Here is a 24,113-nt window from a genome sequence, read left to right as displayed (position 1 = left end):
CATCCGCACCTCGTCAAAAAATGCAGGAATTACGCGTTAATATGCCTGCTTCCTGCAATTCCCTCAACCCCATTCAGAGCGCAAAGCCTTGCACCATAAGGCTTCGAGGATTGTTCAGGCTCGACTAGGTAGCTTCGGTCAAGGCATCCACCGCAAGCCGACTCACGATTACGTATGACGTCACTTTTATAACGATCGAAAACTGCTATCTGACATAAGCGCTGTTATGTCGCACAACGAAGCACGTGGCGCTTAACGCGCCAGGCTTGCCGTGAAACAATGCTGATCGCGATACCTGAAAGCCTTAGCAGGCGGGTGATGCAGGCGATTAAAACTGAATGCGTGAAACAAGCTCGTGCACCTTTTCCCGACTCGTCAACGGAGCGGAGAACGCTAGTCGCACTGGACCACCGCAGAACCATAGCTGGCAACGGAATAACCCGATTGCGAATCACGCCGCTGAGGCATCACCGCGACCAATTAACCTCAATATGCCGCACCGCCCGCCAACTCGCCGCGTCGGGAACTTGCAACTCCGACTTTGCGGCCGGACGTTAGCTGAGCCTGCCGCCTCTTAGACATCGTTTCGTAGATGGCTTGTGCGACTGCCTTTGCCAAGGGTATTGGCACGCCGTTGCCTATCTGCCTCGCAATCGACGACCGATCCCCCTCGAACACCCAGTCATCTGGAACCCCTTGCAATCTTGCGCCTTCGCGTAACGTAATGACCCTGTCTTCCGTCGGGTGGAGATAACGACCTTTCGATGCGTTCTGAAAGCTGCAACGAAGCGTGTTCGCGGGCGCGTCAAATTTCATTCGCCCCCACACGTCCGTTGCTTGTGCTCCCATTTTTGCCCAGCTCGGTGGGCACAAATGTGGCGCTTGGCGTAGCAGATCTCGCTTGTCTCCGTTCCGCGGTATTAGCTTAATGCGTTCCGCGGCGACTCCGACAGGAACAGGGGCGACATGCTGCATCTTTATGCTCGGGGCTTTTGACAGGCCCTTAAATGCCTCACGTACGGTGACTGCGCGAGCGACGGTTGCCTCCGGCTTCCGTGGCAGACCAATTCTCGAGAGAACGCAAAACACGCGTAATCGATTTTGCGGCGCTCCATAGTCGGAAGCGTTCAGTTTCCAAACAACAGACTCGTAACCGAGCTTTTTCGCGGCACGCTCAACCGCACGCCAATATTTGGATTCAATAAATTGCGGAACGTTTTCGATAACAGCGATCTTTGGATTTGCAGATCGAATCCAATCTAAAACAGAAAGAGACAGTTTATTTCGATAATCATTGCTGTCCATTTTTCCAAGAGAGCTAAATCCTTGGCAAGGGGGACCGGCGACGATTACGTCTGCAGTGAGCCCATCCACAACCTGCCTGACATCCCACGTCTGAGCGACAGGATCTAAGTTCCTATTAAAGCTGGCCACCGCCCGCGCGTCCGATTCGGCAGCAAAAATGGATCTAAATCCCGCCTGCCGAAACCCTTCAGTCATGAGACCCGCCCCTGCGAACAAATCAATTGTTTTGTTCATTTCTCACCAGGTTAATATTAAGCATTCTATTTTTAAGCGGCGATATCACATAAAACGATCTCGAACAAAATTGTCCACACGCTCCGCGCTAGCGATACGTCAAATCAACCAAAACCGCACAGGCAACTAAAAAGCCGTCATCATGGCAAGAAAGCAGCGATTCGCCAAGCCCTCCTGTAACCCGATAGGGCCCGCCGCTCCTGCGCATCCAGCGCTTCTGAAAGCACCCGCGAGCCCCCTCCTCTTGTTGCCCCGCATGAGGCACAAACAAGCAACCGCTCTTACCTGTGCGCACCATGACGGCCGCGTCGCCCCTTCTTCTGGGGCCCTTTCCCGTGACTCGGAGTGGCAGCCTTCGACGGACGAGATGCGTTGACCGCCGACGCGCCACTTTGCGACGCAGTTCCGGACGCGACCGCCCCCGAAGCCCCGGGATCCGTTGTCGACGCTGCAGCGCTACTGACCAGTGCCGCGTCTACCGTTATCGAATCGTCAACGGCGTTGTCCTGAAGATGCGCCTCAAAAGCCTTGATCGCGTCGGAATGAATCGCTTGTGCGCGAGCGAGGAGTTCTTCGAGACCGATGACCTCCCACTCGGCGCTCGGCTCGCGCTTCTTAATTTCGTTCAAGAGCAACTGTTCGTCCTCACTCTGTTTTTTCGGATTTGAGTCCGGCATGGACCCGATCAAGTACCCGTTAACAGTGGCAGGCTTCTTAAGCTCAGTCCTAATGAAATTCTCCACCTTCCCTATGTATTTTTTTAGCTGAGTTAAATGATCGAACTGGAGCGGAAGAGTTGGCGATTTAAGCTCTACAATGGTAAAGACGTGTGGACTCGCGCTATCCGACATCAAAAATACCAAATCGGGACGCTCTTTATCATAACTGCCATCGACATTGATGATCGGCGAATATTTATCGACACCCAATACCTTCGCAATCTTAGAAGCCAGTCTATTCAGATTTTCATCACTAGTCACATAATTCGAATATTCCGGCTTAATTAACCAAGGATCACGTTTAAAGAGATTTTGCAACTCACCCTCGATCCCTTTCTGCTTCCACAGATTATCACCCTTCTCAATAAGCTTGCGAAGCGCAATAATACCATTCCGGCGACCGCGATACAGCTTCAGAGAATCACTCTTCTCGATTTCCGCAAGCTCACCCAATTCACTTGTAATACGATGAATTGTGCCGGGATCCGACTGCAATTCAATCAGACGAATTAATACCTCACCGGCATTCATCGACTGAACAACCAAGGGGGCTAATTGATTAAATTCGACGCTTTCAGCGCCGTATCGGCCGGCAATTGTCTTCAAGAGTTTCGAAGCCGGCCCCCTAGTTTTCGAGGGCAGATGACTTATAATCTGCGTCATCATTTTCCCAGCTTCGGTCTCGCGAATCTCCTCATCGACCTTCCCTTCTTTGAAAGCTGCATGCCTAGCTATCGCGGCCTTCATGATATCCGAAACGTGTTGAATAACCGCATCAACAATATCGTTATCTTCTCGAAGCTGTGTTCGATTCGTATTAACGAAATCAATTCCTAGTCGATCAATATCGTCAGCAACAAAAATCCCCTCCATATAATCCTGGGCGTGGAAATTATGCATCCCTGTAGGAAGTTTAAAAAGCGATGGACCGGCAGCGAGACGGCCATTACAATAAATTCTCGCCCCTCTACGTCCGGCGCTTAGATGCTGACCCCGCTTTCTGAATTTAACAGCGTATTGAATCTTGAGTGACCCCAAATCTGGAATTGCGACATAATCTGTCACCAAATCCCCTGTTTTGGATGCATTCTCCGGGAAAATAAACTCATACTCCACGCCAGTCTCCTGCACGGGAGTTTCGTTCAGCGTGATGGCAAATTCCTCAGGTTTAATTCCGAAAAAAGCCTCCGCGAGCGTCTGATTTATCTTTTCCGCACTAGATTTAACTGCGTCTGGCTTAAGATCCAACAGCGTGATCGTTGTCCCATGTTCATCAATAGGAGCGCCTTCTTCGTAGGTTGCCGGGATCTTTATTTCCGTCAGATTCTCAGCTACGCGGAGTTCGCGGGCGTCCAACTTGAATATCGTTCGGAATGTCTCGCCGGCCCTCTTCGTGGAAATGGTGATTTTTTGAGCCGTCCCGAAACCAGCGAGTTTCCCAAGCCCCTTCCGCCCCATCACATGCCGCTTGCTCCCTTCTGACATAAGTTGGGTTTCAGCACCATTTGCAGCCGCCCGACGGCGGCGATTTATAGGTAGAAATTTGGACGCTACGTCGGATGGGCTCATGCCGTGCCCTTTGTCCGTGATTATGATTGCGACATCCGGCCCCAACGTCTCCTCAAACACCGAGACGTCCGGCAACGCAATCGGCGCAGCGAGAGGTTCAAGCGTGGCCACCTCTTCCTCTTGAGCAACTGCACCCCCATCCATCGCGGAAGAAACCTCTTTGGCTGATAGCTCCTTTCGCTCGGCTAGGGCTTCCTTCTGCTTCAGCCTTTGGGCGACCTTCAGTTTTTGACGCTCTTCGGCGATGCGATCAAACGGAATTGAAATCTGCACATCGGGGGAATTGCTGTCATAAGCATTGGCGACGAACTCAACCAAGCATTTGCCCAACGACGTGTACATGTTGATCCCGAGCGCCTCCAACATTCCGCCCTGAATCAACATCTGAAAATTATCTGGCCTTTCGTTTTGGTTCATTGTGCGCGTCCAGCGAATTAGTTGTTTGATTGCCCCCACCTTCGCAGCAAAGCTTTCAGAGTGACCGAAAATTCGTGACGATCTCTGCTGCGCAAGCCGACCCCGGAGCCCAGTGGAATGAGGGCGCCACCGAGTTTAACCGATACCGCGCGCCGCCTCACGGGCGAAAACTAAACTGCACGGGATCTATCTAAATCGCATAGAACGCTTGAGTAGCAGGCGTTCGCGCGGCACCATAAGATTCGAATACGACCTTATTCGGCCTTACGATGGACCACCTTTCCAAGCCAGCCCGAAGTGCGCTCATGCGTCGAGTACGCCGTAGCGGTACCGGTCCAGAACTGGCCGTCCGCCGGCTCGTTTATTCAATGGGGTACAGATACCGACTTTGTGTCGCAGCATTGCCGGGCCGTCCAGATCTCGTGTTCCGCAGCCGTCGAAAGGTCATCTTCGTTCACGGTTGCTTTTGGCACCGCCATACCTGTTCGCGCGGAAAGGCCCCTCTTTCGAACGCCGATTACTGGATCGCCAAATTTGACGCAAACGCAAAGCGCGATCGGAGCGTTCAAGACCAACTTGAATCAACCGGATGGAAGGTCCTTGTAGTCTGGGAATGCGAAACGCGGAATCTGGAAGCTGTAGCGTCGCGCATCGATATTTTTCTTAAGAACTGAGCGATTGCCTCACCACGGAACTCCTGTAGACAGCAGACTAGAAGTGACCTTCCTCCGAAATTTTTGGGGGAAGCTCAATTCGTCGGCCGACAAACAGCGGCTACGAGATCGAAGAAATTTTGCCGAGCCGGAGGTTATTTGGTCGCACCCGCCAATGCGTCGAATTCGACGCAAGTTCGACGCATTCCTCCAGTGCATCGCGCGCTTGAATGATTGACGGACGTGCAACAACGCATAGACGACGCATAGACGACGCATCCGGATGCCAGACATAGGAGTTTCAATCCGCTTTGTGTTCGCGCCGCTTCGCGCTCGCCATTTTGAACCGGGCGAGGCGATCAACTTTCGGCGAATGCTTAATAGGACGCGTGGTGCTAACAAAAGGTACCTTGACCCGTCCGCCACGGCCTCTCCGGCCGTGGACCGCGTGCCCATAGGCGCCTATGGAGTAATCGCTGAGGTGACCCATGACCTTCGCTGCCTGTTCCAAAGTTATTTCGCGGTCGGAGGTGGCAGCCTTCAAATCGGACGCGACTTGATGGCGGAAACAATACGGACTGATCCGTGTCCGCAACTTTGGGAATGCGCTTCTGCCTAGGGCCACTACGCTGTTGTACAGGTAATCTCTATTGTGCGTGATCGTGTACTTGCCGTTCCCTTTAGCGGCGTTCCGGCATGTCAAGGCGTGTAGAAAGCGTAATGCAGAGTTGGCATTCTCATCTACGCTAAACCCGATGTGCCGCGTCGGTTGACCGCGCTCTCGGCCACCCGCGTCCACACATTTCGCGCCCCTGATCTTGACCATAAGTTGATCGGGTGACGCGACAAGCTCGATGCCCTGCTCGAGTTCGGCAGGGCGGCATCCTGTGATCCAGAGCACGGCAAGCGCAGGCATTAGCTGCGGCCGTGATTGCTGCCATTCTGGTGTTGATGCCGCCACCCATATGGATTCGCGCCAATCTGGCGGAAGCAGCTTGAGTGCAGATTTCTTCGCCTTTCCCATCGTTCACGCCCCTATCGGATTTCTGCCCACGTTTTGATTTCGGTCTTAGCCGGGCCCAGTGCAGTGAGATTTCGGACAGCAGAAATCGGCCGAACACCGCCCCCGAGCCGCTACGCGCCTCGACCCCTGAGGGGTTGGGGCTTGTCAGTTTTGGGCCGCAACACGCCATGCCTTCGCATGTCGGTGTTACGCCCCAAAACCGCCAAGCCCCCTCTTGTCCGACATGCCGTCCGGACAAGAGACCGACACGATTTCGGCACGTTGGAAATCAGGATCGACCTGTGTTCGGCAGAGAAGAATTCGCAGGAATCGTGGCCGCCGCAGTTGGGTTGCGGTGATGACGTTCGCTTCACGCAGACCGGCGTTGTGCTACTGCTATCGTCATTCCCGCGCCCGCCCGTGGACGGCTGCGCTGCCCACCCCACGAGGGCGTGGACAGCGCCGGCTCGCCGGCCGGCGTTCCACAGCCGACCACCGGCTCCCCGCGACGTTTTGCCTTCGGCCTGACGCGCCCCAATGGGGCTTGCCCAAGCGACAATGACAGTCCGACAACAAGCCCCCTCTCTGCAAGCCAAGCCGTTGTTGAGCAACCGCGCACATTGCGAGCGCCGCGAGCCCGGATCGAGCCGCACGGGGACCCGCGCCGCAGGCGTGGGGAGAGCGGCGGCCCGCAGGGACGATCCGGCTGGGCACCAAATTGACCATCACAGAACGCGTGGAAACAAACTACGTCGCTCATGGCCGCGTTCGCGAAAGCGACGGCGTTTAGCATGCCTGCAACTGCGTGCGGATGCGTCGCTGAAAATCCGATGGATCTTCCCCGGGCCACGCCTCAATCCCCACGAGCTTGCCAGCTCGCACCATACCTTCCGTAGTTCTCCACCATCCGGCCGGTAACCGCATCGTCCCTTCTTCTTTAGAAGAAGCCTTCTCCTTCTCCTTACCCTTCCCCGGCTTGGGCATTGATTTATAAGCACTTTCAACTTTTATCCACAGATCGCGACTTTGAATCTTGCCAATCGAACTCCACAGTGCCCCTCTTGCTGGCACGGAGTCGAATCTGTGCCAGCGAGGCCAGTCGACAACAAAAACTTCGCCCGTGGACTTATCGCGCTGAATCAAGCCACGGCGCGAAAACTCGTCAAGTGCATCGTCAAGGCTTGCGGCCGTCATGCTAAGGTCAGCAGCAAGCCGGTCCACCCCGAGCAGATAGCAACCGCACGCTGTCGTATCCGGGTTGAAATACAGCGAGACGTAGATGAATTTCTGTTGCGTAATCATGTCTCTTACACGTGGCCAAGCCATGATGTTGACCGGAACGGGGCGGGTGTCGACGCCGCTCATTCGACATGTACAGTGAAATCATCGTCCTTGCGGCGGCGACCACGACGAGGTTTATCTGAGATCTCGCGCGGCTGAGCACCTGGCAGACTGTTGATCCAGGCACGGACATCCCCGGCTCGCCAGCGAACATACCGATTCTGCCGAAATACCGGTTTCGGGAGCGCGTCAGGAGCACGGCACAACATGTGGTAAATCGCGTTGCGAGTTTTGCCGATGAGTTCGCCAAATTCATCGGGGTTTAGCAATGCTGCGTTATCCATCTGCGCAAACGCCACGCGGAAATCTCTTATATCCTTGTCCATGATCTTTGCTCGCAGCTATCAGGTATCCATCAGTTTTGCTAGGATGCCTTCACGTCCGCAGCACAACCAAAGGGCAATCGGCGAGGTTTCAGTGAGTGACGGCAGACCACAATGGAAGTCAGGGCGACACATGGGCGGCGTACGCGGTCAGCGTCGACAAAAGAGGATCACCATTCGGCTCTTACGGCTGATAGAGCGGAAATCAGGTCTGCCTCCAGCGGTACTTGAGCAACGGTACGATCTTGGGCTTAAAGGTTCGTTCGACGTTGAAACGGGGCAGGAATGGGCGAGGTATGCTCATGAGCCATCCGAGGACCGCCGGCTGAATCAAGCTCTCTCCATTGATCGGCTTCGACTGGTCGCCGCTGACGCGCTGACGATGCAACATGTGACGCTGGAAGACTTGCGAGAACTAGGTTTGCTCCAGCTACTTGACGAGAATAATCCCCGCAGCCGCTTTAAGAGAGAACAGAAGGCTGTTAGCGACTTCCAGGCGGGCCTCAAGCGGCTTTCCGAGGGAAAGTGCCCCCTCGCTTCCGGAGGCGGAAAAGGCGGGCGCCCCCGGAAGCTAGCCGAAGCTCCCATCGCAGAGAGGCTCGAAGCCTACAGCAGTTGGTTGGCCCATCTTGCCTGCCTTGGGGGGTTCGTATTTGAAGATCGGGATTCTGTCGCAGACCAAGATCTCTGGGTGCAACAGCTTGCCGCAGACGCAGGTCGTATCGCCACGGATGTTGATTACCAACAGTTGGCCGAAAGCGATCGCCCCTTCGACCCGGCCTACCCGACAGGCGGTGCTCTGAATCGCCTTCGAATTCGGTTTATGGGCGGAAATCTCGACGAACCGTGGTGTCCAAAGTGTGCCCCTTCGTCCGTACGGTGGGACCGGGTGACACTCGAACCATGGGCCAACATTTCGGCTCAGACTGCTTCGCCTGCCGAACTTGACCTATTCTTCGAGCGCATCGAGAAAAATCTTCAAGAATCGAGACTGTAAGCTCCCAGGCCAGTGGGAGCGGCTCTTCGGTCCAATGGGCCCGATGCAGCGGCCGTAGTCCAATACGCGGTGCAAAAGCGGTGCAATGTAATCGGCAGACCACGGAAAACAACGGCAGCCGTGGGAAGCTAAATTTGCTGTAAACTCAATGGCGTGCGGGAAGACCGTACACAAGTACTAGGGCTGATTTTCGTTTCACACGGCAGGGGTCACTGGTTCGATCCCAGTACTACCCACCAGATTCTTGGTGTGTCGATCACCGAAGACTAAAGGGCTGACGCAGCAATGCATCAGCCCTTTTTCTATTGGCCTCTTTGTCTACCCGCCCGGCCGTTCACCAAAAGCTGTCGAGGCACGGACTGTCGCTGCCAATATCCGCAAGCACCGCGATTCCGCATGTTTGCGGGCATCTGGCAGTGCTGATATATTCGGCTCCTGGCAATCCGGCGCGCGCAGTTTCGATGCGCTTCGGCGGATCTTCCGGTTTCTCCATCTCAAACATCACAGGGAGGCGTCGCATGTTCGCAGTGCATATCGCGCTCCCTCGTAGGGTCTCGCGACCGCCGGCCCATCCGACACGACAGCTTCGGCCTTAAAAGCCGCAACGTCGCCGCCGCGGGTCCGCCCCGAAAGGCGCGCCGCATTCATTCCAGACAGCCTGTCGCGCGCCTCGCGCTTCGCATTCCGGGCCTGCGTCGCTGTCTATCTTTTTCGCTTCCGACTGGAACCTCGCCACGCGCCTGCGTCGCCGGGTTATAGCAAATGACCAGAAAAAAACTCGACTTTCGCGGACAAGCCTTCAAGGATGTCCTCGGCTTCACCTTCCGTCACTGGGCGCGGCAACCGTGGCGCATCGTCGCGATCGCCGCACTCGCGCTCTGCACGGCGGCCGCGGACATCCTCACGCCGGTGTTCGCCGGCCGGCTCGTCGATGCGATCGCGTCCGGCCCGGCCTCTTCCGAACCCGTATGGCACCACGCGCTCGCAGCGTTCGGCGCGCTCGCCACGCTCGGCCTCACCGCGACGCTGCTGCGCCAGGGCGTGTACTTCAACATCATCCGCTTCACGCTGAAGATGATGAGCGAGATTGCCGCGAGCGCATTTCATCGCGTGCAGCGCTTTTCGACCGACTGGCACGCGAACAGCTTCGCCGGCTCCACGGTGCGCAAGATCACGCGCGGCATGTGGGCGCTCGATCTGCTCAACGACACGCTGCTGATCGCGCTGCTGCCGTCGCTCGTCATGCTGGCCGGCGCGACCGCGCTGCTCGGCTGGCGTTGGCCGATGATGGGCATCGTGGTCGGCATCGGCTCGGCGCTGTATATCGCAGTGACCGTGTCGGTCTCGCTCGGCTTCGTCGCGCCGTCCGCACGGCTCGCCAATGCATGGGACACGCGCATGGGCGGCGCGCTCGCCGATGCGGTCAGCTGCAACGGCGTCGTCAAGGCGTTCGGCGCGGAAGCCCGCGAGGAAGCGCGCCTCGCGCAGGTGATCGGCAAATGGCGGCAGCGCACCCGCCGCACATGGGTGCGCGGCACGCTCAACGGCGGGCTTCAGGGCGGCATGCTGGCCGCGATCCAGGCGGCGATTCTCGGCGTGGCGCTGCTGCTGTGGGCGCGCGGCGAAGCCGGTGTCGGCGACATCACGTTTGCGCTGACGATGTTCTTCATGCTGCAAGGCTATCTGCGCGACATCGGCATGCATATCCGCAACCTGCAGCGCTCGGTCAACGACATGGAAGAACTCGTGTCGCTCGAAAGCCAGCCGCTCGGCATCGAGGACCGTCCCGGCGCGGGTCCGATCGCGATCCGCCACGGCGAGATCCGTTTCGAGCACGTGTCGTTTCACTATGGCGCACACAGCCGCCCGCTCTACGACGACTTCTCCATGCGCATCGCGCCCGGCGAGCGCGTCGGCCTCGTCGGCCATTCGGGTTCGGGCAAGACGACCTTCATCAAGCTGATCCAGCGGCTTCACGATATCTCGGGCGGCCGCATCACGATCGACGCTCAGGACATCGCCCAGGTCCAGCAGACGTCGCTGCGCAGCCAGATCGCGATCGTCCAGCAGGAGCCGGTGCTGTTTCACCGCTCGCTCGCCGAGAATATCGCGTATGGACGGCCCGGCGCGAGCCGCGCCGAGATCGAGCGGGCCGCGCGGCTCGCGAGCGCGCACGACTTCATCGACGCGCTGCCCAACGGCTACGACACGCTGGTCGGCGAACGCGGGATCAAGCTCTCGGGCGGCGAGCGTCAGCGCGTGGCGATCGCGCGGGCTTTTCTCGCCGACGCGCCGATCCTGATTCTCGACGAAGCCACCTCGAGTCTCGACAGCGAAAGCGAAGTGCTGATCCAGCACGCGATGGAGCGGCTCATGCAAGGCCGCACGACGCTCGTGGTCGCGCACCGGCTGTCGACGGTACGCGCGCTCGACCGCTTGCTGGTGCTCGACAAGGGCAAGGTGATCGAGGAAGGCAGCCACGACGCGCTGATCCGGCGCGAGAACGGCCTGTACCGGCGGCTCTTCGAGCGTCAGGCGCTCGAATTGATCAAGGGTCTCGGCGAGACCGAACTCGCGCGCGCAAGCGCGGACGCGAAGGCCGATCGGGTCGACGATTCGGGCTTGCTGGTCGGTTAGCGGATCACGCGGAATCGAATGAAGAGGCCCGCCAGCCCAGCGGTCAACCCGGCCAACCTGGCAACCGGCACCGCAACCACGGGGATGGCCGCTATACCACGCCTTCCGGCAAACCGATGCCACGCGCCATCCCCGTCGCGGCAAACACCATCAGCACGAGCAGCACGGTCTGGATCACGCTGAAGTGCGCATAGGAACGCGCCTTCTTCAGATTCGGCGGCTGGCCGCTGCGGACCGACGCGCGCCAGCGCATCAGGCCGAGCATCGACGGCACTTCGAGAATCAGGATCAGCACGAGCAGCGTCATCTTGACGTGAAAAAGCGGCTCGTGGAGATAGTAGTCGGCGCCCTTCTCATAACCGCCGAACGCGCGCATCAGGCCCGTGACGATCAGCACCAGCGCGGAAATGCCCCAGCGAGTGTCCGCGCGAAATACGGAGCGCAACGCGGCGGGCACCGACGCCCGGCGCAAGGCCCAGGTGCGTCTCAGAATCGACGCGAGCGCAAAACCATAAGCAAGCAGATGAAGAGCGGCAAGCAACCAGCGAACCAGCATGGCGACTCCTGCGAAAGACGCGATACGATCGATGTGTGTCCCACTCGCCCGCGTGCCGGCCGGGCGTCATGACTGTATTATCCGCGAAGCTCTGCTTCGGGATGCGCGCATCGGCCACGCGATGTGGTCGATAGCGCAAAACGTGCAACCTCAGACTTGCCGCAGCGTCGTGTCGAGCGCACGCGCCGCGACGCGATCGCCTTCGGTCGCGAGCGCGGCGCGAAAGACGGTCTGCCGGTTGTGACCGGCGGCCGCGGGCGAATCCCACAGCAACTCGACTTTCGGACGCACACCCAACACGCCGCGGGTCAGCGCCGGCGCCGCAGCCGAACCGGCCGGCGCAGCCGGCATCCCCGGCTCGCCGGCCGCGCCGAACGCCACCGCGGGCGTGGGCGCCGGCGTCGCGCGGATAGGCGCCCCGCTCGCCCAGCGCACGGACAGCTCGCGCGCGTCGTACTGCCCGACCTTGCGCCGCTCCGCCCAGACGACGACGGTGCGCGTCGCCGGATCGAGCGACACCGCATAGCGGCCAATCGCGAAGCGCCGCGCGGCGACATTGGTGCGCCACAGCGGCAAGGGCCGGCAGATCCAGATCACGGCCGCATAAAGCACCGGCGCGGCCAGCAGCCAGCCATTGGTCGCCGCGACCGCCTGCAACGCGCGCCGCCAGCCGGCACTCGCGACGAACGCGCCGACCGACCACGCGGCAAACAGGAAACCGAGCAAGGCGAACAGGCGCAACGCCTGACGCAGCCATTGCGGCAGCGGATGGAACGGACGCTCGGCGACGGCGCGCGCGCCCGGCAGGAAGATCAGCAGGAACAGGAAAACGAGGTTGATGCACGCCCACGGCGAGGACGCCATCGACGTCACAGCGGCTGTGAGGTCCATCTGCGACATCGAGAAAAGCCAGCGGGCGGCGAGCACGAGACCGATGGCGCGCAACGTGAAAATCGTTCCGGCGCCGGGCGCAGCATTCGCGCGCGTCTCTTTCGTTCTCGCCAAGGCATCCTCCTGTCGTCGGCGGCGCCGCAGCCCAATTTGCGGCACGGCAATTATAGGGATATTACCGAGAGTGGCTCGTTCGCGCCGCGCGGAAAACCGCATTTTGGGTCACTCAACGGCAAAAAACGCGGCGCGTATGCAACAACGCCCCGTCGGCACGGTGCCGACGGGGCGTTGCGGAGGGCGACAGGCAGCGCGAAGCGTATCCTGCCGCCGGGTTTTATCTACAGCGAGTCAAGCGTCGCGGCTCGAACGATCAGCCGGCGTTGGCTTCGCGCAGCACCGTGCGATGCTTGCGGCGCAGCAGCTCTTCGTACGTGGCGACGTAGTTCCGCGCCATGACCTTCGACGAGAAGCGGGCTTCGAACGCCTTGCGCACGCCAGCGCGCGGCAGCATGTGCAGACGCTTGAGGGCCGCGACCGCGCTGATTTCGTCTTCGACGACGAAACCCGACACGCCGTTTTCGATCACTTCCGGCACCGAACCGCGATTGAACGCGATCACCGGCGTGCCGCAGGCCATCGCCTCGATCATCACGAGACCGAACGGCTCCGGCCAGTCGATCGGGAACACCAGCGCATGCGCGTTGCCGAGGAACTCACGCTTTTCGGCTTCGCCGATTTCGCCGATGTACTCGACGTGCGGGAGCGCCATCAGCGGCTTGATCACTTCTTCGTAATAGGCACGGTCGGCCTTGTCGATCTTGGCGGCGACCTTGAGCTTCATGCCAGCCTGGCCAGCGATACGGATCGCGCGGTCGAGACCCTTCTCCGGCGAGACGCGGCCGAGGAATGCGAGGTAGCCCGGTTCGACGTCGGGGATCGGCGTGAGCACGTCTTCCGGCAGGCCGTGGTAGACGGTTTGCAGCCAGTTCGCCTGTTGCAGCGGAAGGCGCTGGTTGTCGGAGATCGACACGACCGGCACGTCGTTGAACGTATTGAAGATGGGCTGCAGTTCCGGCAGATCGAGACGGCCGTGCATCGTGGTCACGAACGGCACCGGCTGACGCGCGAACAGCGAGAACGGGTAATAGTCGATGTGGAAATGCAGCACGTCGAATTCGTCCGCGCGGCGGCACACTTCTTCGAGCAGCAGCATGTGCGGCGCCATCACGTCGCGGATCGTCGGATCGAGGCGCAGCGCCTGCGGCCAGAAGGCTTCGAGCTTCGCCGAGGTTTGCGAATCGCCGCTCGCAAAAAGCGTGACATCGTGGCCCTGCTCGACCAGCGCTTCAGTCAGATAGGACACCACGCGTTCCGTACCACCATACAGCTTGGGAGGAACCGCCTCGTGCAACGGAGCGATTTGAGCGATTCGCATAATGACGAACTCCTAGTAAAAAATCAGGCAAAGTACTGCGATTGGAAAAAGCGACTCGCTTGCTCGCCAGGGCCATCTGGCCGGACATGCCGGCGCGGGCCTGATTCTTTCGAGGAATCCTGCGATGAATCGCTTGGTAATGAGCCCAGACCAGTGCATCACCGTCCGCGCATCTGCGAGTAAACGCGCATGCGACACCTACGTTGACAAACTGTTAAAAAACCGTCCTAAGCGTTGCCGAGCTGACGAGCACGCATTATCGGCGCCGCCATTCTTGCCGCAGCACAACATTTCAAAGTCTTTACGTTGTTACAAACGCGAAACACTTTGCAAACCCATGTTTTATAAGACAGTTCTAGAGTGACAGCAGGTTTTCGGTCACTCGCGTTTGCGATGTCTGTAAGCTCTCTGCGTCAATCTTGCCGACGGCCACCGAAGAAATGCCACGGCGCGACTGAATGCAATCTGTAATTATATCCCGAAATTGTCCGCAACCTGCGTGCAACGCCGGCTCGCTGCCGGTCCGAGACATGGCAGATCGCGGAGGTCCATCGCGAAATCAATCGCGCCAATGCCCGGATTCACAGGGCGCAATCGCTTTTGCATGTTTACAATGCGAAGCATCGGCTTCGCGCAGAGCCATGTTTTTCCGTGTGGCCCGCGCTTTGCAGGCACAACCCGCAACACATCGACCTCAGCTCAATTCTCAATTGGAACACTTGACCATCGCCCAGCGTAACGCCCAGAACGCAAAGCTCGCGAGCTATGCGCACCGGCCGCTTGCGTTTCTCTTCCGCTTTATCCGCCGCCACCCGCTCGCGCATGCGATCGTGCTGTGCAGCGTGTTTGCGGCCGTGGGCTGTGCGCTCGCCTCGCAATACGCGATCAAGCATCTGATCGACGTGCTCGGCGAAGGCCGCCACCATCCCGGCCCGCTGTGGGGGGCATTCGCGATCCTCGTCGGGCTGATCGCGGCCGACAACCTGCTGTGGCGGGTCGGCGGCTGGGTCGCCGCGCATACGTTCGTCGCCGTGACCGGCGATTTGCGGCGCGACCTGTTCCAGTATCTGAGCGGACACTCGCCGACCTACTACGCCGAAAAGCAGCCCGGCATGCTCGCGAGCCGCATCACCGCCACCTCGAACGCGGTCTACACCGCCGAAAACACCACCGCCTGGAACGTGCTGCCGCCGTGCATCGCGGTGCTCGGCGCCATCGTGATGATCATCGCGGTCAATCCGCTGATGGCGGCCGGCCTGATGCTGTGCTCCGCAATCCTCTCGGTCGTGCTGTACAAGCTCGCGGGGCGCGGCTCCGCGCGTCATCACCATTTCGCGACGAAGGCAGCGTCGGTAGACGGCGAGCTCGTCGACGTAATCAGCAACATGGGGCTCGTGCGCGCGTTCGGCATGACGTTTCGCGAGCAGCGGCGCTTCGCCGCGACGGTCAAGTCGGAACTGGAAGCGCGCGAGCAAAGCCTGCTCTACCTCGAAAAGCTGCGCCTGCTGCACGCGGTGATCACGGCGCTGCTGTCGGCGGGTCTGCTCGGCTGGGCGCTGTGGCTGTGGGACCAGGGCAAGGCGACGTCCGGCGACATCGTGCTCGTCAGCTCGCTCGGCTTCACGATTCTGCACGGCACGCGCGACCTGGCAGTCGCGCTCGTCGACGTCACGCAGCACATCGCGCGGCTCGCGGAAGCCGTGCGCACGCTGCTCGAACCGCACGGCATGCCCGATCGCGACGACGCCACCGAACTCGTGCCGCAAGGCGGCCGCGTCACATTCGACAGCGTCACGTTCGCCTACCCGCGCCGCCGGCCGATTCTCGATCACTTCGACCTCAATATCGAACCGGGCCAGCGCGTCGGCCTGATCGGCAAGTCGGGCGCTGGCAAGTCGACCGTGCTCGCGCTGCTGCAGCGTTTCTATGAAACCCAGGGCGGCGCGATCAGGATCGACGGCCAGGACATCGCCTCGATCACCCAGGACAGCCTGCGCCACGCCATTGCGCTGGTGCCGCAGGATATTTCGCTGTTCCATCGCTCGGTGTACGAGAACATCGCGTACGGGCGCCCCGAAGCGAGCCGCGAGGAAGTGCTCGCCGCCGCGCGCGAGGCGCGTTGCGCGGACTTTATCGAGGCGATGCCGGAAGGCTACGACACGATCGTCGGCGACCGCGGCGTGAAGCTCTCGGGCGGCCAGCGCCAGCGCATCGCGATCGCGCGCGCGATCCTCAAGAACGCGCCGATCCTGCTGCTCGACGAAGCGACCTCGGCGCTCGACAGCGCATCCGAGGAAGCGATCCAGAAAGCGCTCGACCGGCTGATGGTCGGCCGCACCGTGATCGCGATCGCGCACCGGCTGTCGACGCTGAACAACTTCGACCGGATCATCGTGATGAGCACCGGCAAGGTCATCGACGACGGCAGCCCGGAAGAACTGCGCCAGCGCCCAGGCCTCTATCGCGACCTGCTCGCGAAGCAGTACGGCAAGGGCCAAACGCTGCATATCGGCGGCAAGAAAATCGACGAGCAGCACGTGGCCTGACGCATCCGCAGCCGTCCGCGTCACGTTACGCCACGGCGCCTCGCCAACAAAAAAGCCGCTCGATAGAGCGGCTTTTTTGTTGGTCTGAGCGCATCGGATTGCGTTATCGAATCTAACCGGCCACGCCTTCGCGCGCCGCCCTCTTCTTCGCAACCACCTTCCCGCTCTTAGCGCGCGTCGCGCCATTCACGTTCTGCAGATCGCGCATGAAGTTGTCGCGCCACACCGAGACATTGTTCTCGCGCAGTTGCGCAATCATGTCGCGGTAACGCGCCTGGCGCTCCGCGAGCGGCATGCCGAGCGCCTTTGCGAGCGCTTCGGCCATCCCGTCGATATCGACCGGATTGACGATCAGTGCGCCGTCGAGCTCCTGCGCCGCGCCGGCAAAGCGCGACAGCACGAGCACGCCCGGATTCTCCGGGTCCTGCGCCGATACGTATTCCTTCGCAACCAGGTTCATGCCGTCGCGCAACGGCGTCACGTAGCCGACATGCGCGGCGCGAAAGAGCGCCGCCAGCACCGAGCGTTCGTACTGCCGGTGAATGTAGCGAATCGGCGTCCAGTCCAGCTCGGCGAAACGTCCGTTGATGCGCCCCGACTCGCCTTCGAGCTGCAGCCGGATGTCCTGGTAAGCGTGCAGGTCGGCGCGCGTCGGCGGGGCGATCTGCAGGAACGACACCTTGTTGCGCTGCGCGGCCGACTGTTCGAGCAGGCGCTCGAATGCGCGGAATCGCTCGACGAGCCCCTTCGAATAGTCGAGCCGGTCCACGCTCATGATCAGCTTGCGCGCATGCAGCGTCGCCTTCATCGTGCGTACCGGCTTGCCGCGCTCGCCCGCTTTCGCGAGTTCCGCGATCTCGTCGGGATAGACGCCGATCGGATACGCCGACGCGCGCAGCGTGCGGCCGAATCCATGCACGGTCAGCGGCCCCTGCGCCGAGGCGTCGACCGTGCCGCCCGCTTCGTTGACGATGTAGTCGCAGAACGCGCGCAGATCGGGCGCGGTCTGGAAGCCGAGCAGATCGAACGAACAGAGCGCCTCGACCAGTTCGCGATGCGGCGGCACCGCCAGCAGCACCTGCGAGGCCGGAAACGGAATGTGCAGGAAAAAGCCGATGCGGTTCTTCACACCGGCCGCGCGCAACGCCTGCGCGAACGGGATCAGGTGATAGTCGTGGACCCAGATCACGTCGTCTTCGCGCAATAGCGGCACGAGTTGCTGCGCGAGCCACCCGTTGACGCGGCAATAGCCCCCGAAATCGTGCCGGTCGTATTGCAGCAGATCGGCGCGGTAGTGAAACGCGGGCCATAGCGTCGCGTTCGAGAAACCGCGGTAATACTGGTCGTAGTCGCGACGCATCAGCGGGACGGTCGCGAAGGTCACCGGACCGCGCTCCTCGAGCTTGATCTGCGGCTGGCCCGAGCTGAGCACGTCGCCGCTCCAGCCGAACCACATGCCGCCGGTCTCCTTGAGCGCGTCGTACACGCCGACCGCGAGACCGCCCGCCGCCGGGCCGCCCTCGGAAATGGGCGCAACCCGGTTCGAAACAATGATCAGTCGGCTCATGAAGCGCGATTCCCGAGGCAATGTGTTGTTTTCGTGGAGCGATGCGGCGCGGGCATCACGTTGCGCGCGCCGCGGCGACAATCGTTTCGAGCCAGTCGAGCAGTGCCGTCACCGAATCGACGCGCGCATGCGCGGTCGTTTCTCCGACGCCGACCTTGATCGACAATCCACCGCGTTCGTTGACGACCGCGAAGCCCTTCTCGTCCGTCAGATCGTCGCCGGCGAATACCGGCGTGCGGCCCGTGAACGGCAGCTCGTCGAGAAACGCGCGGGTCGCGCGGCCCTTGTCGACATCCTTCGGTTTGATCTCGTAGACCATCTTGCCGGGCTGCAGCACGTACGAGCCCGGGTAATCGGCGACGAGCCGCTCGGTCGCCTCGCGCGCGACCGGCTCGCGGTCCGGTGCGTTGCGATAGTGCAGCGCGAGCGCCGCGCCTTTGATTTCGAGCAGCATGCCCGGATGGTCGTTGACGACCTGCGCAAGCACCTGCTCCATGCGCAGTAGCCGTTCGTCGTGAAAGCCGATGCGCTGGGTGTCGCCGTTCGCATCGCGCCGCTCGGCGCCGTGCAGGCCGGCCACCGGCAAGTCGGGCATGCCGAGAAAAGCGTCGATGCTGTCGATGCCGCGCCCCGACACCACCGCGACCGCGCCGTTCGTCAGGCTGCGCAGCTCGCGCAGCAGTTCGATCACGCGCGGTTGCACGAACACGCCGTCCGGCGTGGGTGCGAGTTCGACGAGCGTGCCGTCGAAATCGAAGAAAAATGCTGTCTCGCCAGGAGACAGAACTGCCGGAAGTGCCTGTATCACTGTGTTCGCCTTTCAGCCTTCTGCAGCCGGAAAAGTCTGCGCATCTTACCGCGCATCAGTCAATTTTTCGAGAAAGTAAGCCGGAACCCCGGCGTGCCGGGCGATGAGCCGGCCCCGTCGCGCCGCTTGCATTCAAAAGTGAAACGATCCGGCTTCAGGCGGCTTTCGGGTGCCTGCGTCAAATTGCCTCGCAAGCCGCACGCCCGCTGTGCCGAGCCACGCCCTCGCCGATTTTGCGCTACAGTCGCAGCCACATGAGCCACGCTCGCCCGCTGCATCGTTGAGCGATGTCGCTCGATGACGCGTGGCGGGTTGCAGTCGCGATGCGGTTTTTTCCGCGGCTGAACGTGCCTGCTGTGTGCCTGCTGCTGCGTGCCGACTATGTTCCTGCATGGCGCTCGCAACGTTCCTGCACCGTTGGCGTCGTCCCCATGCATTGCCCGCTCTTCAATCGAGTCATTGAACCCTGCTTTGTTCCCGATCCTCTCGACCCGGCGCCCACAGCCTGACCTTCCCAACTCGCGACCCCGACCACAACCCTGGTCGTTCGCGCGCCGGTTGTCGCGAAGTCTGGGCACGACGCTGGGTGCGCTGATCGTGCTCGGCGCGCTCGCGGGTTGCACGCAGCGCGCCGAACCGTGGCACCTGACCAACGTGACCGGCCATCTGCCCGATCTCGACTTCACGCTGACCGCCGACGACGGCCGCCCCATCGACGCCGCTTCGTTCAAGGGCCGCACGTCGCTCGTCTATTTCGGCTACACGCATTGCCCGGATGTGTGTCCCGAAACGATGGGCCGTCTGATGCAGGTGCTCGGCAAGCTCGGCCCCGATGCCCAGAAGGTCCGCATCCTGTTCATCACCGTCGATCCCGCGCGCGATACGCCGCAAGCGCTGCACGACTACGTCGGCGCCTTCGACTCGCAGCACGCCGAAGGGCTGACCGGCACCGCCTGGCAGATCGAGTCGCTCGCCAAGCGCTATCGCGTCGCCTATCAGATGGAAAAACGCGACCCCAACGGCAACTACGAAGTCACGCACAGTTCCGCCGTGTATGTGTTCGACAGCGAGGGCCGCGCGCGCCTGCTCGCCACCGATCACGACACGCCCGATGCGATCGCGCAGGACCTGCGCCGCATCATCGACGACCACTCCTGATTCTTCAATCCCATCATGACGATCAAGCTCAAAACGTTCGCTTCACTGGCCGGCGCCTTCGCGCTCTCGTTCGGCCTCGCATCGGCCGCGCACGCGGCGGACGCCCATGCGCTCAGCGTCAAGAACGCATGGGTGCGCTGGCTGCCGAACAACCTGCCCGCGGCCGGCTACGTGACGCTCGTCAACGCGAGCAACAAGCCGATCGATCTCGTCGATATTTCGAGCGACGACTACGGCGACGCGATGCTGCATCAAACGGTCTCGAACGGCTCGACACAGAAAATGGTCATGGTCGACAAGCTCACGGTGCCCGCGCACGGCCAGGCCGCGATCGCGCCGGGCGGCTATCACATCATGCTCGAAGACGCGAAGCACAAGATCGCGCCGGGCGACACCGTCCATCTGACGCTGAAGTTCTCCGACGGCGAAACGCTCGCCACGCCGTTCGTCGTCAAGTCGCCGGCCCAGACGAAGTAAGCGGCGTTACGTACCATCGGACCACCGCGCCATCGCCCCCGCCATGAACCTGCTCTACTGGCTCGATCCCTGGGAGTTTTCTCCGACCGTCGTGATCGCGTTGCTGATCCCCGCGATCCTGTTCGCGCGCGGCGCGCGCAAGGCGCGGCTGTCGTTCGCGCGCAAGCTGTCGTTCTGGTTCGGGCTGGTGGCGCTGTATATCGTGCTGCATACGCGGCTCGACTATTTCTTCGAGCACGAGTTCTTCATGCACCGCCTGCAGCATCTGGTGCTGCATCATCTCGGGCCGTTCTTCATCGCGCTGTCGTATCCGGGCGCGGCGCTGCGCGCGGGCATCCCCTTGCGCTGGCGGCTGCGCTTCGTACGGCCGGCGCTGCACACGCCGATCGTGCGCAAGGTGCTCGACGTCGTCATGCATCCGGTCGTCGCGGTCACGCTGTTCGTCGGGCTGATCTACTTCTGGCTGATGTCGCCGGTTCATTTCGTCGCGATGCTCGACTGGCGGCTCTATCGCGTGATGAACTGGAGCATGGCGATCGACGGGCTGCTGTTCTGGTGGCTCGTACTTGATCCGCGGCCCGCGCCGCCCGCGCGTCTGTCGCCGGGCAAGCGCGTGCTCGTCGTGATCGCCGCGATTCCGCCGCAGATCATCCTCGGCGCCTTTATCTTTTTCACGTCGCACGAGCTATATCCGATCTATTCGATCTGCGGCCGCGCGTTCACGTGGCTGAGCCCGATGCGCGATCAGCAGATCGGCGGGCTGCTGCTGTGGATTCCGGGCTCGATGATGAGCGTGATCGGCGCGCTGATCGCGCTGCGTCACTGGATGCGCCTGTCGGCGCGAGGACGGCTGCGTGCCAGCCCACGAGCGAAGGGCTCGCGCGGGCTGGCGCATGCGTCATCGGCGACGACGGCAAGCGGCCAACGCTGATCCGCGCGGCGGTGCGATGCGATGGTGAATGCCGGCTCGGAGAGTTCGTGGATCGACGGCCGCGCGCATCTGTCTACGCACGCCGTGCGACGGGCTTATTCTCAGGCAGATCAGGCAGCGGAGGCAGAACGCATCCACACGTGCGGGATGCCGTCTTCGTCGTGAATCTCCGAAACCGGCGCGAAACCGAACGCGCCATAAAAACCCTGTAGATGCGCCTGCGCATGCAGACGGATCGGCGTATCGGGCCATTGCGCGCGAATCCGCCCGAGCGAGCGTTCGAGCATCGCATTACCGAGACCGATGCCGCGAAACGGCGCGGTGGTCAACACGCGGCCAATGCGCACGTCGGCGTCCGACGCGTCGGGCAACAACACGCGCAGATAAGCGGCGAGCGGCGGCAGCGCCGTGCCGGTGACGGCCCCATAGGCAAGCAGATGCCACGCTTGCATGTCGAGTCCGTCGATATCGCCGTACACGCAGTTCTGCTCGACCACGAACACCGCGCTGCGCGCGGCCAGCAGATCGTAGACTTCGGTGCTCGTGAGGTCCGCGAACGGCTTCCAGCGCCATTCGAGTTGAGCGAGCCGCGCGGCGGCGGTGAGTTGCGAATCAGTCATCGGAGGCTTTCGAAAAATGCGCGACAGCGCGGGCAACGGTCTGCAATTATGCCGTGCGGGCCCAACGCAAGCTATCGCGTGCATGCGCCGCTCGTTCCCGCTCACAGCGCCGCGCTCTAGCCGCGCTGTGCCGTACGTGCCTTCGAAGCCTGTTTATGGCTGTACATCGCGGCATCGGCGGCGGCGAGCAATTCGGCGATCACGCCATGTCGCGCGGGATCGTACGACGCCTGGCCGACGCTAAAGCGGATCTGATAAGCACGCGCCTCGGCGCTCCGTGCCTGCGCATTGCGCGCGTCGAGCAACTGCGCGAGCCGTCGTGTCACCTCATGCGTTTCCGCGCTGTCGGCACCCGTCAGCAGCGCGACGAACTCGTCGCCGCCGAGCCGCCCGATCACGTCGCTCTCGCGTAGCGCGGCGCGCAGCACGTCCGCGAAAATCCGCAACGCTCGATCGCCTTCGGCATGCCCCTGCGTGTCGTTGATCTGCTTGAAATCGTTCAGGTCGAAGAACAGCAGCGAGGCCGATTTATTCATCCGCTTGCAGACGTTCAACGCATGTTGAGCGAGCACCTCGAAACCGCGCCGGTTGGAGAGCAGCGTCAGATCGTCGAGCGTGGCGAGCTGTACCGCCATCAGTTCCTGTTCGGCCATGTGCGCCAGATCGCGCAGCAATGCGCGCTCCTCGGCATCGAGCTCGCGCGGCTTCACGTCGATCAGGCACAGCGTGCCCACCTTGCTGCCGTTCGCTACCCGCAACGGACAGCCCGCGTAGAAACGGATGTTCGGCTCGTCGATCACGAACGGATTGTCGCGAAAACGCTCGTCGCTCAGCGTGTCGGGCACCAGCAGGATTTCGTCGCCGAGAATGGCGTGCGCGCAAAACGAGACATCGCGCGAGGTTTCGCTCGCCGCGAGGCCGACGCACGATTTGAACCATTGCCGGTTCGCATCGACGAGACTCACGACTGCAATGGGCACGCCGAACAGCCGGCGCGCAAGACGGGTCAGGCGATCGAAGCGCTCTTCCGGCGACGTGTCGAGAATATGCAGCGCGCGCAATGCATCGAGGCGGGCGCTTTCATTGCTGGGCGTCGGTGCAACGGACATGGAATGTTCCCGGCTGGCGGCGTGATGATCGAAGTCGGTAGCGACTAGTGTATAGCGGTGCTGTTCGGCATGGAATTGAACGAAGTCCCGACGTTCCGGCCGATGTAGCCGATCGCGCAGCGGAAGCTGGCTGCAAGTCGCGCGTCAGACGGCGTCCCCGCGTTCCTGTGCATCCGCCTCGCGTACCGCTTCGACCGGCCGCGCGAGACATTCGAGCAGATTGCCCGGACCGCACAGATGCAGCGCGCCGACGACCACGAGCGTGCGCTCGCGCGCATTGGCGTGCTCGTGCAGACGCGCGGCCCATGCGCGATTGCGCACGTCGAGTATCGCGTGACGGATGCCGGGCAGATTGAACATCGGCGATTCGACGGCGATCCGCTCCACCGCCCCGAGGTCGCCCGCGATCCAGGCGGCGTACATCCGCTCGAGCGTGCGCTGCGGCTCCGCGCGATCGGCCATCAGCATCTCGAGGGCCTGACCGAGCACCGGCAGCGGGATCGATTCAAGCGCGGCGGCTATCTCGTCCGCGGTCTCGAGATACCGGCAAGGCTTGGCCTGCGCCATCGCCGAGCGCAGCATGCGCGGCTCGACACCGTCGACGACCTGCTGCAACAGCGTCGGCGCGACGATCAACACAGCCCACGGACACAACTCCGCGAGCGGCGCGAGCAGCCCTTCGGCGGGCCACCCGAGTTCGACAGATTCTTGCGTAAGTCTTTGATTTCGCTACATCAGGGGTAGCGTTTTTGTCCCTACAAGGCGTCGGCGGTCGGGGTTGGCAGGTTCAGTGTCTGGAAGAGCTCCTTCTGTTCAG

The 24,113-nt window shown here is 61.3% G+C and carries 19 protein-coding genes and 1 pseudogene; 7 read left to right on the top strand and 13 right to left on the bottom strand.

Annotated features, from left to right (window positions below; all coding sequences use genetic code 11):
* Positions 1-486: 486 nt before the first annotated feature.
* Both G3N58_RS29675 and G3N58_RS29670 read right to left on the bottom strand, forming a co-directional pair.
* A complete protein-coding gene (locus tag G3N58_RS29675; protein ID WP_206000969.1) occupies positions 487-1,539 on the bottom strand; it encodes a DNA cytosine methyltransferase in 1,053 nt (350 codons plus the stop codon).
* 281 nt (positions 1,540-1,820) lie between these two features.
* Positions 1,821-4,244: an ATP-binding protein gene (locus G3N58_RS29670; protein WP_206000968.1), complete on the bottom strand. Its 2,424-nt coding sequence runs from the start codon at positions 4,242-4,244 to the stop codon at positions 1,821-1,823.
* A 269-nt stretch (positions 4,245-4,513) separates the two neighbouring features.
* Here G3N58_RS29670 and G3N58_RS29665 point away from each other — a divergent pair, with 269 nt between their 5' ends.
* Positions 4,514-4,918 carry a very short patch repair endonuclease gene (locus G3N58_RS29665; RefSeq protein WP_206000967.1) on the top strand — a complete coding sequence of 135 codons (405 nt, stop codon included), beginning with the start codon at positions 4,514-4,516 and terminating at the stop codon, positions 4,916-4,918.
* Positions 4,919-5,198: 280 nt separating this feature from the next.
* On the opposite strand, the gene G3N58_RS29660 is transcribed toward G3N58_RS29665, so the two are convergent.
* From G3N58_RS29660 to G3N58_RS29650, 3 genes are all read right to left on the bottom strand, one after another.
* Positions 5,199-5,921 carry a site-specific integrase gene (locus G3N58_RS29660; protein WP_241017281.1) on the bottom strand — a complete coding sequence of 241 codons (723 nt, stop codon included), beginning with the start codon at positions 5,919-5,921 and terminating at the stop codon, positions 5,199-5,201.
* A 765-nt stretch (positions 5,922-6,686) separates the two neighbouring features.
* Complete coding sequence (locus G3N58_RS29655; RefSeq protein ID WP_206000966.1) at positions 6,687-7,202, bottom strand: hypothetical protein; 516 nt, start codon at positions 7,200-7,202, stop codon at positions 6,687-6,689.
* Between the two features lie 59 nt (positions 7,203-7,261).
* Entirely contained in the window at positions 7,262-7,567 is a 306-nt protein-coding gene (locus tag G3N58_RS29650) for a hypothetical protein (RefSeq protein ID WP_206000965.1), read from the bottom strand.
* On the opposite strand from G3N58_RS29650, the gene G3N58_RS29645 reads away from it, so the two are divergent.
* Positions 7,560-8,561, top strand: a complete 1,002-nt coding sequence (locus G3N58_RS29645) for a hypothetical protein (protein ID WP_206000964.1) — start codon at positions 7,560-7,562, stop codon at positions 8,559-8,561. The two genes, G3N58_RS29650 and G3N58_RS29645, sit on opposite strands and share 8 nt — an antisense overlap.
* A 762-nt stretch (positions 8,562-9,323) precedes the next feature.
* Entirely contained in the window at positions 9,324-11,198 is a 1,875-nt protein-coding gene (locus G3N58_RS29640) for an ABC transporter ATP-binding protein (RefSeq protein ID WP_206000963.1), read from the top strand.
* Positions 11,199-11,289: 91 nt separating this feature from the next.
* Here G3N58_RS29640 and G3N58_RS29635 read toward each other — a convergent pair whose 3' ends face one another.
* From G3N58_RS29635 to G3N58_RS29625, 3 genes are all read right to left on the bottom strand, one after another.
* Complete coding sequence (locus G3N58_RS29635; protein WP_167283593.1) at positions 11,290-11,754, bottom strand: DUF2214 family protein; 465 nt, start codon at positions 11,752-11,754, stop codon at positions 11,290-11,292.
* A gap of 150 nt (positions 11,755-11,904) precedes the next feature.
* Complete coding sequence (locus tag G3N58_RS29630; protein ID WP_206000962.1) at positions 11,905-12,759, bottom strand: hypothetical protein; 855 nt, start codon at positions 12,757-12,759, stop codon at positions 11,905-11,907.
* 256 nt (positions 12,760-13,015) lie between these two features.
* On the bottom strand, positions 13,016-14,080 hold the full coding sequence (locus G3N58_RS29625; protein WP_206000961.1) for a glycosyltransferase family 4 protein: 1,065 nt from the start codon (positions 14,078-14,080) through the stop codon (positions 13,016-13,018).
* Between the two features lie 710 nt (positions 14,081-14,790).
* On the opposite strand from G3N58_RS29625, the gene G3N58_RS29620 reads away from it, so the two are divergent.
* Positions 14,791-16,626: an ABC transporter ATP-binding protein gene (locus G3N58_RS29620; RefSeq protein ID WP_167285775.1), complete on the top strand. Its 1,836-nt coding sequence runs from the start codon at positions 14,791-14,793 to the stop codon at positions 16,624-16,626.
* Between the two features lie 112 nt (positions 16,627-16,738).
* Here G3N58_RS29620 and otsA read toward each other — a convergent pair whose 3' ends face one another.
* Positions 16,739-18,193, bottom strand: coding sequence for an alpha,alpha-trehalose-phosphate synthase (UDP-forming) (gene otsA, locus G3N58_RS29615; protein WP_167285774.1), 1,455 nt, complete (start codon positions 18,191-18,193; stop codon positions 16,739-16,741).
* 55 nt (positions 18,194-18,248) lie between these two features.
* Positions 18,249-18,998 carry a trehalose-phosphatase gene (gene otsB, locus G3N58_RS29610; RefSeq protein ID WP_205990759.1) on the bottom strand — a complete coding sequence of 250 codons (750 nt, stop codon included), beginning with the start codon at positions 18,996-18,998 and terminating at the stop codon, positions 18,249-18,251.
* Positions 18,999-19,559: 561 nt separating this feature from the next.
* Between otsB and G3N58_RS29605 the strand changes: the two genes are divergently transcribed.
* Genes G3N58_RS29605 through G3N58_RS29595 form a run of 3 tightly spaced genes read left to right on the top strand, consistent with a single transcriptional unit; the run spans position 19,560 to position 21,567 of the window.
* Entirely contained in the window at positions 19,560-20,159 is a 600-nt protein-coding gene (locus G3N58_RS29605; RefSeq protein WP_167043000.1) for an SCO family protein, read from the top strand.
* Between the two features lie 15 nt (positions 20,160-20,174).
* A complete protein-coding gene (locus G3N58_RS29600) occupies positions 20,175-20,636 on the top strand; it encodes a copper chaperone PCu(A)C (protein ID WP_206000960.1) in 462 nt (153 codons plus the stop codon).
* Between the two features lie 43 nt (positions 20,637-20,679).
* On the top strand, positions 20,680-21,567 hold the full coding sequence (locus tag G3N58_RS29595; protein WP_206000959.1) for a cytochrome c oxidase assembly protein: 888 nt from the start codon (positions 20,680-20,682) through the stop codon (positions 21,565-21,567).
* Between the two features lie 110 nt (positions 21,568-21,677).
* On the opposite strand, the gene G3N58_RS29590 is transcribed toward G3N58_RS29595, so the two are convergent.
* From G3N58_RS29590 to G3N58_RS29580, 3 genes and pseudogenes are all read right to left on the bottom strand, one after another.
* Positions 21,678-22,187: a GNAT family N-acetyltransferase gene (locus G3N58_RS29590; protein WP_167042994.1), complete on the bottom strand. Its 510-nt coding sequence runs from the start codon at positions 22,185-22,187 to the stop codon at positions 21,678-21,680.
* 116 nt (positions 22,188-22,303) lie between these two features.
* On the bottom strand, positions 22,304-23,296 hold the full coding sequence (locus tag G3N58_RS29585) for a sensor domain-containing diguanylate cyclase (protein ID WP_206000958.1): 993 nt from the start codon (positions 23,294-23,296) through the stop codon (positions 22,304-22,306).
* Between the two features lie 144 nt (positions 23,297-23,440).
* Positions 23,441-24,010, bottom strand: a pseudogene (locus tag G3N58_RS29580) (TraB/GumN family protein); the annotation flags it as partial.
* Positions 24,011-24,113 lie beyond the last annotated feature (103 nt).

Origin of the sequence: Paraburkholderia sp. Ac-20342 (genome assembly GCF_017104985.1) — a bacterium.
Lineage (GTDB): Bacteria > Pseudomonadota > Gammaproteobacteria > Burkholderiales > Burkholderiaceae > Paraburkholderia.
Note: the sequence above shows the minus strand (reverse complement) of the source record. Positions and strands in the feature narration are given on the sequence as shown.

Coding starts and splice junctions, on each gene's coding strand:
- G3N58_RS29675 (WP_206000969.1), bottom strand. CDS start 1,539: ATGAACAAAACAATTGATTTGTTCGCAGGGGCGGGTCTCATGACTGAA.
- G3N58_RS29670 (WP_206000968.1), bottom strand. CDS start 4,244: ATGAACCAAAACGAAAGGCCAGATAATTTTCAGATGTTGATTCAGGGC.
- G3N58_RS29665 (WP_206000967.1), top strand. CDS start 4,514: ATGGACCACCTTTCCAAGCCAGCCCGAAGTGCGCTCATGCGTCGAGTA.
- G3N58_RS29660 (WP_241017281.1), bottom strand. CDS start 5,921: ATGGGAAAGGCGAAGAAATCTGCACTCAAGCTGCTTCCGCCAGATTGG.
- G3N58_RS29655 (WP_206000966.1), bottom strand. CDS start 7,202: ATGATTACGCAACAGAAATTCATCTACGTCTCGCTGTATTTCAACCCG.
- G3N58_RS29650 (WP_206000965.1), bottom strand. CDS start 7,567: ATGGACAAGGATATAAGAGATTTCCGCGTGGCGTTTGCGCAGATGGAT.
- G3N58_RS29640 (WP_206000963.1), top strand. CDS start 9,324: ATGACCAGAAAAAAACTCGACTTTCGCGGACAAGCCTTCAAGGATGTC.
- G3N58_RS29635 (WP_167283593.1), bottom strand. CDS start 11,754: ATGCTGGTTCGCTGGTTGCTTGCCGCTCTTCATCTGCTTGCTTATGGT.
- G3N58_RS29625 (WP_206000961.1), bottom strand. CDS start 14,080: ATGCGAATCGCTCAAATCGCTCCGTTGCACGAGGCGGTTCCTCCCAAG.
- otsA (WP_167285774.1), bottom strand. CDS start 18,193: ATGAGCCGACTGATCATTGTTTCGAACCGGGTTGCGCCCATTTCCGAG.
- G3N58_RS29600 (WP_206000960.1), top strand. CDS start 20,175: ATGACGATCAAGCTCAAAACGTTCGCTTCACTGGCCGGCGCCTTCGCG.
- G3N58_RS29595 (WP_206000959.1), top strand. CDS start 20,680: ATGAACCTGCTCTACTGGCTCGATCCCTGGGAGTTTTCTCCGACCGTC.
- G3N58_RS29590 (WP_167042994.1), bottom strand. CDS start 22,187: ATGACTGATTCGCAACTCACCGCCGCCGCGCGGCTCGCTCAACTCGAA.
- G3N58_RS29585 (WP_206000958.1), bottom strand. CDS start 23,296: ATGTCCGTTGCACCGACGCCCAGCAATGAAAGCGCCCGCCTCGATGCA.